Source organism: Gimesia aquarii, from assembly GCF_007748195.1.
Taxonomy (GTDB): domain Bacteria; phylum Planctomycetota; class Planctomycetia; order Planctomycetales; family Planctomycetaceae; genus Gimesia; species Gimesia aquarii.
In genome coordinates this window covers 5,426,803-5,440,998 of the sequence record NZ_CP037920.1, presented here as the reverse complement: position 1 = coordinate 5,440,998, position 14,196 = coordinate 5,426,803, and the positions used below count along the sequence as shown (strand labels likewise).

Annotated in this window: 9 protein-coding genes; 7 read left to right on the top strand and 2 right to left on the bottom strand. The window is 44.5% G+C overall.

Features of this window, described 5'->3' with window-relative positions; translation table 11 throughout:
* Positions 1-70: 70 nt before the first annotated feature.
* Together V144x_RS20855 and V144x_RS20850 are read right to left on the bottom strand one after the other, a co-directional pair.
* Positions 71-3,598, bottom strand: coding sequence for an acyl-[ACP]--phospholipid O-acyltransferase (locus V144x_RS20855; protein WP_144987777.1), 3,528 nt, complete (start codon positions 3,596-3,598; stop codon positions 71-73).
* A 295-nt stretch (positions 3,599-3,893) separates the two neighbouring features.
* Positions 3,894-4,871: a vWA domain-containing protein gene (locus tag V144x_RS20850; RefSeq protein ID WP_144987775.1), complete on the bottom strand. Its 978-nt coding sequence runs from the start codon at positions 4,869-4,871 to the stop codon at positions 3,894-3,896.
* A 294-nt stretch (positions 4,872-5,165) separates the two neighbouring features.
* Between V144x_RS20850 and V144x_RS20845 the strand changes: the two genes are divergently transcribed.
* The 7 genes from V144x_RS20845 to V144x_RS20815 all read left to right on the top strand — a co-directional run bounded on the left by V144x_RS20845 (position 5,166) and on the right by V144x_RS20815 (position 14,191).
* Positions 5,166-5,681, top strand: a complete 516-nt coding sequence (locus V144x_RS20845) for a thiol-disulfide oxidoreductase DCC family protein (protein WP_197998555.1) — start codon at positions 5,166-5,168, stop codon at positions 5,679-5,681.
* 36 nt (positions 5,682-5,717) lie between these two features.
* Positions 5,718-7,103 (top strand): sulfatase family protein, encoded by a 1,386-nt coding sequence (locus V144x_RS20840; protein ID WP_232102590.1) that lies wholly within the window; start codon positions 5,718-5,720, stop codon positions 7,101-7,103.
* 98 nt (positions 7,104-7,201) lie between these two features.
* The gene (locus V144x_RS20835) at positions 7,202-7,477 is read left to right on the top strand and encodes a hypothetical protein (RefSeq protein ID WP_144987773.1); all 276 of its coding nucleotides are present in this window, start codon (positions 7,202-7,204) and stop codon (positions 7,475-7,477) included.
* Between the two features lie 16 nt (positions 7,478-7,493).
* Positions 7,494-9,146, top strand: a complete 1,653-nt coding sequence (locus V144x_RS20830; protein ID WP_144987771.1) for a PQQ-binding-like beta-propeller repeat protein — start codon at positions 7,494-7,496, stop codon at positions 9,144-9,146.
* A 280-nt stretch (positions 9,147-9,426) separates the two neighbouring features.
* Complete coding sequence (locus V144x_RS20825) at positions 9,427-11,163, top strand: DUF1549 domain-containing protein (protein ID WP_144987769.1); 1,737 nt, start codon at positions 9,427-9,429, stop codon at positions 11,161-11,163.
* 65 nt (positions 11,164-11,228) lie between these two features.
* A complete protein-coding gene (locus V144x_RS20820) occupies positions 11,229-12,503 on the top strand; it encodes a DUF1501 domain-containing protein (protein WP_144987767.1) in 1,275 nt (424 codons plus the stop codon).
* On the top strand, positions 12,500-14,191 hold the full coding sequence (locus tag V144x_RS20815) for a WD40 repeat domain-containing protein (protein ID WP_144987765.1): 1,692 nt from the start codon (positions 12,500-12,502) through the stop codon (positions 14,189-14,191). Before V144x_RS20820 ends, V144x_RS20815 begins: the two co-directional genes overlap by 4 nt.
* Positions 14,192-14,196: the final 5 nt, after the last annotated feature.

Below are 14,196 nucleotides of genomic sequence, written 5' to 3'. Positions count from 1 at the left end.
TGTAAACACTTATAAATGCGCGAGATAAAGGCATTTAAAGTTTAGTATTCAGTAGTTCTTGAGATTTGGGTCAACTGGTCACTTTAGAGGAAAATGCTTCACAGGCGAGTTCCTTAATTTTTGCAAGGTCCAGCTTACCCGTTCCGAGTAGTGGAATTGATTCGACTTCCAGAAAACTATCGCTGGATGGAATCCAGAGATTGGGAATATCTGCTTTGTTAATTTCTTTGATGATGGTGTCAACCGATATATTCATGGGCTTATAGAGTACGATTAGTCGTTCTCCCTTTTTAGGATCGGGGACTGACGTGACCGCGATTTGGACTTCTGGTTCATCTTCATTCGGATCACTGACAATGTCTGTGATGAGTTCTTCAATCCGAACGTGAGGCACCATTTCGCCTCCGATTTTTGAAAATCGTGTTTGTCGACCTGTGATCTTAATAAACCCGTCTTCATCGATCGTGGCAAAGTCTCCTGTGTTGTACCAGCCATCGATAATCACTTCTGCTGTTTTTTCTTCATTATTCAAATAGCCTTTCATGACATTGGGGCCTTTTATAAACAGCAGACCTTCCTCGCCGTCGGGTAGATCCTGCATTGTTTCCGGATTTACGGTTTTCGCCATAACACAGGGAATGGCTCGTCCCACCGTACCTGGCTTCGCGCTAATCTCGTCCGGATCCAGTTGTCGGCTAGGGGGGATGTTGACCGCAGCCACCGGTGCCAATTCGGTTGTGCCGTAGCCTTCCGTTGGAAAGATTCCGAATTTTTCCTCAAATTCTTTCGCCAGACTTTGAGGTAGTTTTTCTGCACCGGTAATGACAAGATCTAACGATTTAAATTGCTCCGGTGTGCATCGCTTGAGGAAGTGCCTTAAAAACGTAGGTGTTGATGCAAACAATGTGACTTCGTACTTTTCTACCATTTTTCCAACGGTACGTGCATCGGTTGGATTAAAGTGGAAGCAGGCTCTCATATTTCGAAGAAACGGCATCCAAAGTGAAATCGTATAACCAAATGAATGAAAGAAGGGTAAAATTCCCAGAATGCAGTCTCGCGAGGTGAGGTGTAATAAATCATCGGCGGAATTGATATTGGAAACAATATTATGATGTGTCAGCATAACTCCTTTGGGTTTTCCCGTTGATCCCGATGTAAAGATGACTGTGCTCAATTCATCAGGATCGACATGTCGTAATCCGATGACGCGTTCGATGATCCATGCTGGTACAAGAAATGCCTGGAAGAGGCAGATTAGTTTGTCAAAGATAGTCGCTTTTAATTTTAATTCATCCAGAAGCACCACATTGGCATCCATGTCGATGGGTTTTTTCTCGATAAACTTCTGGCTCGTCAGAACGGTCTTGATCTCTGCTTCTTTGATACAGTAGTTGATGTCACTGTCGGAAAGAGTGTAATTGAGATTGATGGGAACCCGACCCGAGATAGCAAGGCTTGCATTGACGACACAGCCTCCCACAGAAGGTGGCAGTAGCACACCAATCATTTTTTCATCTTGTTTAAATACATGCTTATTGAGGAGCCGCCTCATTAAGAGCGCTCCGGTGAGAACTTTTCCGCCGGCAAGTTCAACACCTGTTGAGTCTGCTATTTTTTGTTTGAATCTTCGGTTTTTACATTTTCGAATAAACAGTCTGGGTGGAATCATTTGATAAGTCTTTCGAAAATCGGCCGCTTCAATGCCCAGGTTTTGAACTACCTTTTGTACGTGTTTTTCGTTTTCAGGATGAAGTATAGGTTTTCCGAAGCGAATGGAAACCGGATATGGCCACCGTCGGGGCCATTTCCAGAAAAATTTTCCTCCATGAAAACTGAAGATACTTCCCCAAAGTTCGTCAATATAGACAGGAATGACGGGTGCCCCTGTCCCTTTAATAATTTTCATCAAACCAGATTGAAAGGGTTGTAAATATCCGGATCTGGTTAATTTGCCTTCTGCGAAGATACAGACTAATTCTCCATCTTCAATGGCTTTTCGTGCTGTTTTAATCGATGCCATCAGTGCTTTGGGGCCGTCATCGATATTGATGGGGATTGTGTTATACAACTCTGTCAGCCACTTAACCCACCGATTCTGAACATAGGTTGAGAAGGCAATCATTCTGACGGGACGTGAGGAAGTGAGGATGAGAAAGATCCCATCAAGCCAGGAAACATGATTGGCTACCAGGAGCGCCCCTCCTCTTTTAGGTAGGTTATCGTGTCCGCAGACGCGCAATTTATAAATGGTTCGACTGACCATCCAGACGATAGATCGAATCGTCGCGTTCGGAAGCAGTTTGAAAATATAGATGCCGACTGGAATCGTCAGTAAGCCCAACACCATGAAAATCTGGCTGGCTGACATTTTGAAGGATTCTTGCATCACAAAGAAGACACCCGATGCGATGAGAATGAAAAAGAACGCTAGAAAATTAGCGGCTGCCAGAATACTGCCACGTGTTTCCACGTCACTACGATGTTGCAAGAATGTTTCGAGGGGTATGTCAAATAATCCGGAACTGACTCCGAGCAAGAAGAGCCAGAGTAACGATAATAAATAGTAGAAGTGTGAACTGGATTCTGATCCAGGTACAACACTGCTGCCCGTGAAGAAGAGTAATAGAGAAGTAACCACAATACCTGCCGCACCGATCGGTACAATTCCCAGCTCAATTCGACCTGCAGACCAGACTCCTGCGAGTATACTTCCTGCCGCGACTCCGAAAACCAAGATTCCCAATAAGGGGCCAATATCTTTTTGGGCTAACCCTAACTCGTGAATTCCATAAGTATCGACATTCATTTGCGCCATGGATGCAAGCATCCAGAAAAAAGCGACTCCCAATGCGGTTCTGAATAAGGGAGTGCTACTACGAAGCAGTTGCCATTGATGCCATGTTTCTTTGGCAGGATTAAAGGGAAATAGTCGATCTGGATCTGCCGGAGTCAGACTTCGAATCTTCAGACTGATAATTGTTCCAATTACGGCTACGCCAACTAATGCCAATGCTGCGATACTGATGTCTGAGAATGATCCCGGAGAGGTAAGACTGGGTTTAGTAAAATGGTATAAATAATTACCTGCGATAAATCCCAAGGCCGAAGAAACCACTGTAATCAGTCCCATCAAGCCATTGCCTTTTGAAAGGCGATTATCGCGTAGTATTTCGGGTATACTGCCAAATTTCGCAGGACCAAACAGGGCACTTTGACAGCCCATTAATGCGACGATAATAAAAAGTAAGTATAAGTTTCCTAGTTGAATAGCCCAGATTCCTAAAATCATGATGATGATTTCGGCTATCTTGCAAGCCACGATCACGGTGCGTTTACTGAACCGGTCGGCAAGGTAACCTGCCACACTGGCAAGCAGTAGATAAGGCAGAGTAAAGCAGGCCAGTCCCAACGAGAGTGCCTGTGCGTCTCCGATCTCTGGTTTTGCAATCGGAATGATAAACCAGCGAAACATATTGTCATTCATAGCTCCCAGAAACTGAGTTCCCAGAAGTGCCAGAAATGATGTTGAGTTTAAGGTTCCTTTTTTGGGGTCGATCTTCTGAGTCTCTGTTACTTCGATTGTGGTAGAATTCATATTTTAACGAGATCCAGATTTTAATGTGCCGTCACTAGAGTACCCCCAAAAAGTAGGGGTGATTGCATGGACTACTTTCAGAAGCGTCCAGGGAAGTACAGGTAATGAAATTGCTTCACTTATTGAAGGCGTAGAATGGTTGAAATTAACACTTGAAATCTGTGACGAAATTAATAAACGGCAATACTATGCCAAAAAGTATTTTGCTGTAAAGACTTAGATTCGAGCAGACATTAAGAATCTGTGAGAGAAGGCACTTCAGTGTATATCTGTGATGTGATTTGGCAGGTGGGGATTAAGGAATAAAGGTGTATGTGCCTGAATTCGTTTCTGCAAGTTCCCTAATGAGCTTTTCGCCTTCACGGCTTCCCATACAAATTCCGTTTACGACGACACTTCGATTGCGATTTGTATTCTTTGCCACTTTATTAAAGGCTTTGACGGTAGACGGGTTGAAGTGCCCGTCAGTGAGAATATAAATCGTATCTGGTTGAAGACGGAGAGCCAAAATGAGCGCCTCCAGCGGTTCTGTCATTCCGATACCGGGTACTCTGGCAACCCAGGAAAGATACTTTTGCTTTGCTTCAGCGGTTGCTGGCTGGAGTTGTCTGGCAGGCATTGGTTTTGCGATGTCGCTAAAGAAAATCACAAAGAACTGTTGATGTTTATCCATTGAGTAAATGGTTTTGGCTAGTTCTAATTTAACTCGGCCCAGTCTGGTTTTTCCCACACTATCGTGTGGAAAGTTCATACTTTTCGATGAATCAACGACAAAAACAACTTTTTTACTCTTGGGTTTCATACCAAAGAAATCACCGTTACCCAGCCCATTTCCTGTGCCAGGAGAGGCATTGCCAATCGCAGAAGAAGTTAAGAGAGCGCCTACAATATCTGCTGCATGTTTGGTTGTGAGGGTGTCTTCCTGTTGTGTTGTTTGTGGCAGGGGACCGTCTAAAAACGAAGAGAGGGACTCTGAATCCGGGGCAGTATGAAGATCTGACACAGGAGGTAATTTTGAGAGTACCTGCGAACTTGAAGGGGTTTCAGCTTTATCTGTGACTGCTTCTAATTCCAGAATCACTGGTTGAACCGTTTTTTGAGGGGGAGCCCAACGGGTTTGTATCGCAGTGTCTGAATTTGATAAAGGCAATTCTGCCTCTTGTTTCACGACAATTGCCAATCCACAAACAAGAAGCAGATGAAACACAGTCGAAATACCGATACCACTGTTCCAGTGCGATTGTAAACCAGAATGTGACGGTGGCTTGTACATGCATTTCTCTTAAGGAAATCGATCAAAAGCGAGCCCATTGAAAGGACTTCTATTTAGTTTCCTTTGTTATTCTAGCGTCGATTTACATTAAACGACAGAAAGAAATGGATTGATCGCAGCGTCAGGCATACTCATTCTCCATGAAAAACCTCGGGAATCCCTGGGATTCACCCCAAAGACCAAAAAAACTACTAGAGATAAATACTTGTTCCGTATAATATTAGGTGATGTGAGTCCGCTTCAGGTTTTTTCAGGCCCTTTTCAGCTTATTTCAAGGTTTAGGTATGAAATCAGATGAATAAATCAGCGGCCCTAGATCAGACTGTTCAAAACAATACTTCTGAGTTGCCTCAGGAGAATGTCTCTTTGAGCGCGCATCAAACAGAGCACAGTGCCATGAATCCTGATATCAAAAAGCCGATTCTGTTTTTTGATGGTATTTGTGGACTCTGTAATTCCAGTGTTGATTTTGCGCTCATCAGAGATAAAAACGTGCGTGTTTTCTATTCTCCCTTACAGGGAGAAACTGCGAAGCAACTTTTAAGTGAGGAAGATATTCAGCATGTTGACACGGTTGTTTTCCGTCCTGCAGATGGAAATCATCTTTATCGACGTTCGGCTGCTGTTGTAAGATTATTGTGGCTATTGACCTTTCCCTGGAATTTTTATGGATGGATTCTGTGGTGTATACCACTGCCGATCAGAGACCTTGGTTATCGTTTGATTGCTGGTTCGAGATATCGGTTTTTTGGCAAACACGAGACTTGTCGCATGCCAACCCCGGAAGAACGTTCTCGCTTTTTACCTTAATACTTCAGACCAGTTATCGTTGACTAAGAGATTTCTATGAGATTGATGCCGTACACAATATTACTTTTCGCATTACTGGTTTTGAATAGTCTGTCAGCGAATTTATTCGCTGCCAACCAACCTGCCGAGAGGCCCAATTTTATCGTCTTCATCGCAGATGATATGGCCTGGGATGACTGCGGTGCCTATGGACATCCTAAAATCCAAACACCCCATCTTGATCAGTTAGCTGCGGATGGTATGAAATTCAATCATGCCTACTTAACTTGCAGTTCCTGTAGTCCCAGCCGTGCCAGTATCATTACTGGTCGTTACCCTCACAATACGGGAGCGCATCAACTGCATCTTCCATTGCCAGAAAGTCAGGTGACTTTTGTAGAGAAATTAAAGGAGGCAGGTTACTACACTGCTTCTGCCGGTAAATGGCATATGGGGAAACCAACAGAATCGAAATTTAACCATGTGACAACTAAACTCAATCAGTGGGTTCCGACTCTTCAGCAGCGACCTAAAGACAAACCGTTTTTCATGTGGTTTGCATTTACTGATCCTCATCGACCCTATGAGCAGAATATTATAGAACGACCTCACACGAACGAGGATGTAATTGTACCTCCTTATTTACCAGATACTCCGGAAGTGCGACATGATCTGGCACTATACTATGACGAAATCACGAGATTAGATGGTGTTGTCGGGCGGGTGCGTGACGAATTGAAGAATCAGGGAGTGGCGTCAAATACAGTGATTGTATTTCTGAGTGATAATGGGCGCCCCTTTCCACGTTGTAAGACCACTGTTTATGATAGCGGGATTCGGACTCCCTGGATTGTCACCTGGCCTAAACAAATTAAACCGAAGGCTGTTTGTGATTCCTTGATCAGTTCCGTTGATTTAGCTCCTACCATACTCGACCTGGCTGGCTTACACATTGACGAAACGTTTCAGGGGCAGAGCTTTAAATCATTACTGCAAAATCCAAGTGATTCGATCCGCACACATGTTTTTGCCGAACATAATTGGCATGATTTTGAAGATTTCGGTCGTGCTGTTCGTACTCCTCGATATAAATACATTCGAAATTTTTATACCGATATTCCCGGAACACCTCCCGCCGATGCGGTGCGCAGTGAATCGTTCATTAAAATGCGTCAATTACGAGATGGAAATAAGTTAACCAAGGATCAGAAAAGTTGTTTTGTGAGTCCGCGTGCAGCAGAAGAACTTTATGATGTGGTGAATGATCCTCATGAGTTAAATAATCTGGCGGGACAAAAGGACTATCAAAAGATTCAACAGGAGCTGCGGTCAGCGCTTGACCAATGGCAGGCAGAAACCCATGATCGACTTCCCCGCAATCGTCGACCTGATGAATTTCATCGTGAAACGGGTGAGAGGCTGCCGGCTTTCAAAAAAAAATAATGTCAGCGAATTTGTTCTTTGACGAAAATTATTGAAGCGCATATCGAATTTGCCGAGTAATGCAGTTAGGAAAACTCGTGTTTTAAGGTGAATGAACAATGGTCTCCTCAATCAATTCCAGAGATGTGTCAACAACTGACTCTGCTCCTCCCACAACTCGACAAAAATTGGCAGTCAGTATGATGTGCTTGTTCGCTTTTCTGTTGCTCTACTTCATGATGTCAGGCCCTCTGGTTTGGATAGAAGACAAAATGAAATTCAAGCCATTCACGAGGTCCGTCGAGACTGTGTATAAACCGCTGGTTGTGATTGTGAAATCTGATATGAAACCTGCATCGAGTGCGATTAAAGCCTACGTAGGAATGTTCAAATAATAAATCGGAGTTGAATATGGGGGGCAGTGAATCAGAGGATCAGAGCGTCAAAGTATCTGATCAAGTTTCACCTGAGTCTATTCCAACGCGAAAGCTGAGATGGAAGTGGGGGCTCGCGATATTATTCGCTGGAATAGGTTTCACGATTTACCAATGGTTCCAATTAGCCCCAGATCGAACGTATCAGGTGTTTGCCGTCTATGGTGGGATCCGAAATATTTTTATCGGTTTGTTGATTTGGTGGATGTTGATTTCTGGTATTTCCTGGAAAGTACGCTTTAAGGGCTTACTCGGAACGATTCTCTTTTTTGTACTTTTCTTTTCACTGTTACGAGTGGAAAGTTTTGAAGGAGACATGGTTCCTCGGTTTCAATTTCGTTTTCTGCCGACAGCCGAACAGCGGGCAGAAAAGTATTTTGAACAGGCTGCGAAAATGCCACAGGAATCAAACGCAGATTCATCGACGCTTGAAGTTTCTTCTGAAGATTGGCCCGCCTATCGGGGATCGGAACGAGATGGTATTGTTCGGGACCAAAAAATCAGAACGGATTGGGATGTGCAGCCTCCCAAATTGCTCTGGAAACATCCCGTTGGTTCTGGTTGGGGATCATTTGCGATTATTGGCGACCGTGCTTTTACTCAAGAACAGCGTGGTGAAAAGGAAACAGTGGTTTGTTATGACGCTTTGTCGGGCAAACAGATTTGGAATCATCATGATGATGTTCGATTTACCGAGGTTTTAGGAGGCCCTGGTCCGCGAGCGACGCCCACATTTTATGACGGAATGATTTATTCCATGGGGGCAACCGGAATTCTGAATTGTCTTAATGCGGTGACGGGAGAACTGGTCTGGTCAAAAAGCCTTCTGGAAGAAAATGATTTAAACAATCTGCAATGGGCTATGTCCGGCTCTCCATTGGTTTGGGAAGATCTCGTGATTGTGAATCAGGGGATCCCGCAAGAGACATCTGAGTCGAAACCTCAATCCGTGATTGCATTAGATCGATTAACGGGTGAAGAGGTCTGGTCCAGTGGATCACACAAATCAAGTTATAGCTCTCCACAGCTTTCGCTTCTGAATGAAGAACCGCAATTATTGATCTTTCATTCCAAGGGACTGGAAGGCTTTACGCCACAAGAGGGGAAGTCGTTATGGTTTTTTCCATGGACCAATCAAGCGGGTGTGAACGCGGCTCAGCCGATTGTAATTGGGCCTTCCTCGATTTTTCTGGGCGCTGGTTATGGAGCCGGTTCCGCGCGGATTACGATTAGTGAATCAAAACAGAACGTCGAACCAGAGGTTGTTGAAGACTGGAAAAGTAAGAGCTTAAAGCTCAAATTTAATTCTGCTGTGGTTCGAGATGGTTTCGTTTATGGGCTGGATGAGGGAATACTGACTTGCTTAAATCTGGAGACAGGAAAAAGGGCCTGGAAAAGAGGTCGTTATGGTTATGGTCAGATGATTCTAGTGAATGACAACCTGCTGATTCTGGCAGAAGATGGTCGTGTGGAACTCGTGAAAGCAGATCCAGAGAAATACACACAGATCGCTACTTTTCAGGCTATACAGGGGCAAACCTGGAATCACCCGGCTTTGGCCCAGGGCAAACTCTTTGTTCGAAACAGTGAAGAGGCCGCCTGTTATGATATTTCTGATGCCGCTAAATAGCCTGTTCTTGACCCGTGTTGTTGTTAGAACTGATAGATTGCGTAAACAAGCCGCGATTTATCTGCGCAGTCTGGTTTTCCTAAACCTATGTAAGAACTACGGTTTTTACTTGACTGACTGAAGACGGGATTGCAAAATAGACGATAAATAAACGCCTGCCTATGTGTTGATGTGTTATGACCTTCGAACAACGTGCTGACCAATTTAGCTGTTCCGTACGTCCCGCCACAGATAGTTTTACTGTCTGAATCAATTGAAGAGAACGGAAGGAAGGAGACCCATGTTTCGAACAAACATGCGTGTTAACGTTTTGCTTCTCGTTATGTTCTTAGGGAACGCTCTTGCAGAGCAGCCCCTGTTTGCTGAATCATCAAAGATATCTGACGGACCGATTGTTGCCGCAAAGCCAGAGCGGAAATCAGTCAAGCCTCTTCATAAAATCATCGATGAGCAGATACAAGCTCAATACAAAGACGATTCTCAATATGTTTCTGCACTCAGTGGTGACAGTGAATTTTTAAGAAGAGTGTATCTCGATCTGACAGGCCGTATCCCTTCATTCACGCAGACACGAGAATTTTTAGAAGATCGTCGTTCTGATAAGCGAAAAATTCTGGTAAATCAGCTTTTAGAGTCACCAGAATATGCGCGATATATATCACGACAATTAGATGTGATGTTAATGCGTCGTCTCAAGAAAAAGTACATCAACGTCAGTACCTGGGAAGAGTTTTTACGGAAATCTGTGGCAGAAAATAAGCCCCTTGATCAAATCGTCAGAGAGATTTTTGCAGCCGATGGTTCCAATAAAGAAACTCAGGCGGCAGCGCGCTTTTATTTAGCGCGAAATGGAGACGTCAATGAGTTGACTCGTGATATTGGAGAGATCTTTCTGGGGGCTGATTTAACTTGTGCACAATGTCATGATCACCCTGATGTCGATGACTGGAAGCAGGATCATTATTATGGCCTTTCCGCTTTTCTGATTCGTAGTTTTGTGTTCACAGACAAAAAAAAGAAACAGACTGTCTTTGCTGAAAAAGCGGAAGGCGAAGTGAAATTCGAATCTGTATTTGAGGTCCGTGATAAAACATCAAAAGGCCCCGAGACGACACTTCCAGTTGTGTTTAATGGTGCTGCAATTTCAGAGCCTGCATTCAAAAAAGGGGAAGAATACCAGGTCAAGCCGGCCAAAGATGTCAGACCAATTCCAAAATACAGCAGACGCGCACAACTCGGTATTGCGATTACCTCACCTCAAAACCGTCGCTTTGCGCGAACCATGTCAAATCGTTTATGGGCTATGATTATGGGGCGTGGACTGGTACATCCACTCAATGCGGATCATTCCGATAATCCTCCCTCACATCCAGAGCTTCTGGATTCTCTTACAGATCAGATGATTGCTCATCAATTTGATCTGAAGTGGTATTTGCGGGAGCTGGTATTGAGTGAGACCTACCAGCGATCGAGTGTCAACGATGCATTCAATCAGAAAGATGCCAAAGAATTAGATGAATCCCAATTCACACACGCAATCATGAAACCGTTAACACCTGAACAATTTGCATGGGCGGTCTTGCAGGCAACAGGCTTTACTGACATTTATCGGAAAAGTCTGAAAGAGAAATTGACCGAAGAGACGTTGCGAAAAAAACTGGTAGGTTATGAAAAGCGATTCGTGTCATTGTTTGGTGGTTCGCCAGGTAAACCTGTCAAAGAGTTTGAAGTCACAGCTGATCAAATTCTTTATTTATCAAATGATGGAGCAATCCAGGGATTTGTAACACCAAGGACCGGGAATACGGCAGATCGAGTTTTGAAAGTACCGGTTGATCAATCAGATAAAGTAGCAGAGGAATTGTATCTCAGTGTGTTAAATCGATACCCAGATCAAGTAGAGACGGAAGAAGTTACGACACTGCTTCAAGGCAAAGCAGGAACAGAACGATCACAAACGGTAAGTGATCTGATCTGGGCGTTAGTCATGTCTTCCGAATTTCGATTTAATCATTAGAAGCACAGTTTGTATCGAGTTTTTTTAGTCAAGAAATTAATTCGAAAGACAGGGAAGGGGAGGCCATGCGTTGTCATTATGCTTGTGGAACCCATGAGAGTCTGACGCGTCGTTCATTTTTAGGTGGAACGACTGCGGGAGCATTGAGCATGCTTGGTTTTAACGGGATGACTCAAGTTCAAGCCGCAAAAAAACTTTCAACACAGCAAAAGCAGGTGGTAGTCTTCTGGCTGTCTGGTGGAGTCAGTCAGTTAGAAACCTGGGATCCGAAACCGGGAACTGAAACGGGAGGGCCGTTTCTGGCAATCCCGACATCGGCTCCAGGAGTGCATATCAGCGAACGTTTGCCATATACCGCGCAACAAATGCACCATCTGGCTTTAGTGCGTGGAGTGAATACAAAAGAAAATGATCACGGCAAGGGAAATTATATTATGCAAACCGGTCGCAAGAAACAGCCCGGATTTGCGTTTCCTTATCTGGGATCTACGTTTTCAAACCACCTTGCGCCCCCGGACAGTCCTTTGCCAGGATACATTGCCATCGGAGTGGGTGGTTCCTCCACTGAGTCCACGTTTTTAGGCCCTCGCCATGCACCATTGGTCTTATCCGGAGGTAAGGCACCCAATAATCTGGAATTACCGAAATCGATGCAACCAGAGCGGGATGTGATGCGCAGAAAGTTACGCCATAAAATCAGCCAACGTTTCGAGCAAAAAAGAAAGACTGCTCATACCGAGGTTTATAACGAATCCTTCGATCAAGCGGCTGCTCTCATGGCGCGTCGAGATATTTTTGATTTCAGTAGTTTTTCTGACAAAGACATTGAGCGCTATGGTAAGCACGATTTTGGTCGCCATTGTTTGATGGCAAGACAGCTTATTGAAAAAGGAGTTACCTTCGTCAAAGTAGGTCATACCAATTACGACACTCATTCTGAGAACTTCAACTTTCACATTGAACAACTGGGTGAATTTGACAAGCCGTTTGCCACATTTATCTCTGATTTATCGGACCGCGGTTTATTAGAACACACATTGATCATCTGCATGTGTGAATTTGGGCGGACTCCAAGAATTAATTCACGAGTAGGGCGCGATCACTGGGGAACTGCCTGGTCGGTTGCTTTGGGAGGAGCCGGCATCAAAGGGGGAGCCGTTTCCGGAAAAACAAATGAAACAGGTACCAAAGTCATCGATCGTGAAGTCAACGGCGGTCATTTGTTTCACACCTATTATCAGGCAGTGGGCCTGGACTCTACTGAAGAATTTTATCCGAATGGCCAGCCTATTGCGAAAGCAGACCCGAAGGCAGAGCCGATCAAGGAGATTCTGGCGTGAGTTTTTTACACTTAATTTGTTCGAAGCTGAGCTACCTGCTTGCTGGGGGATATGCCGTTGTTACGCTTTTATCTCCAGTAATGGGTGCAAAGCCGGACGCAAAACCTGCAGCCCCTGAGGTTCCCCTGCTGGCTGTGAAGCCCATTCTTGATCATGGTCCTACGCCTTTGCCTATGGCTCTCAAGTATGCACAACTGGATGTGTCGAAAGTGGCAAAGCAGTCAGCGGCTCAGTTTAAAATTGTTAAAGCACTCTCACAAAAATTTCAAATTCTCAATACAAAAATCGCAGACATCCAAAAAACAATTCAGGTTACGAAGCAACAAATCAAAACAGATTCCAGTTTACTGAAAAAAGCCAGAGCAGAGCTCAAGCGATTGAGCGAAATGAAAGCGAAAGCAAAGAGTCCTACCCGGAAGGGGAGTGAGCCACTCAAAGCGGTTAAGCCTCTGCCTGATCTTGAGCAGCTCTCTATTCAAATTTCTAACAGTGAAAAGCAAGTCAAAGCTTTGGCTCAATCTTTAAAAGACGCACAAAAGAAACTAGAAGAACTGAAAAAGCAGGTTGCCGTAGAGAAAAAACAACTGGGATTCTTAAAGACAAAAGAGAGTCAGCTCACAGAAATTGCGAGCCTCTTTCGTGAAAAGTCGCCCGTTGCCGATCCCAAACTTTTAAGAGAAGTCGCCTCCTATCAGCACACGCGTCCGTTGTATTCTTGTAAAATTGATCCGAATGGAAACTATTTACTCGCCGGTGCTCAAGATTCCGTGTTCAATCGTTGGGATCTTGTCAGTGCCTCCAATACAAAGCTGCTAGGTCATAACAGTTGGGTCAGACGTTTTGATCTGCATGGCTCTACGTCATTGATGGTTACCGGAGCCTATGAGGGAAAAATTGCCTGGTGGGATATCAATTCTCATCAACCAAAGCCAAAGCACTTAATTGAGGCACATAAAGGATATGTGCGTGGTGTTTCTGTCAGCCCTGATGGTAAGCTTGTTGCGACCGCTGGCAATGATCGTCTGGTTAAAATCTGGTCAATTCAAAAGGCAGAACTCATTCAAACGCTGCAAGGTCATGAACATCAAATCTATAATGTAAAGTTTCATCCTGGTGGTCGATATCTGCTGTCCGGCGATTTGAGAGGAAATCTGAAACAGTGGGATACAAAGACCTGGAAAACAGTTCGTGACTTTGATGGGAGCGCAATCTATAAGTATGACACCACATTTCGTGGACATATTGGCGGAGTGCGTGGAATGGATATTAGCCAGGATGGCAAATACTTTGCGATTAGCGGTATCGGTCAGGTCTCCAATGCATTTGCAGGCATAGGTGTGCCAACAGTGGTCTTGTTCGATTGGGAAACTGGTAAGCAGTTGGCGATCATGACTCCCAGCGACAATTTTAAAGGAACATGCTGGGGAGTTCGGTTTCACCCCCAGAGCGATTTTATCGCAGCTGTGGGGGGAAACTCCTCTGGTATGATCTGGTTCTGGAAACTGGGAGAGCAGAAACCATTCTTTTCTCAGAAGGTAAAAAGTGTGCCTTACGACCTGGACTTTCATCCGGATGGTCTGCGTATGTGTATTGCGGGTTACGATAAGACCGCGCGTCTTTTCAGTATGGCACCTAAAGCACCATTTGAGTTAGCCAAACAGAAGTCAAAAACGAAAAAGAAGAAATAGACCAC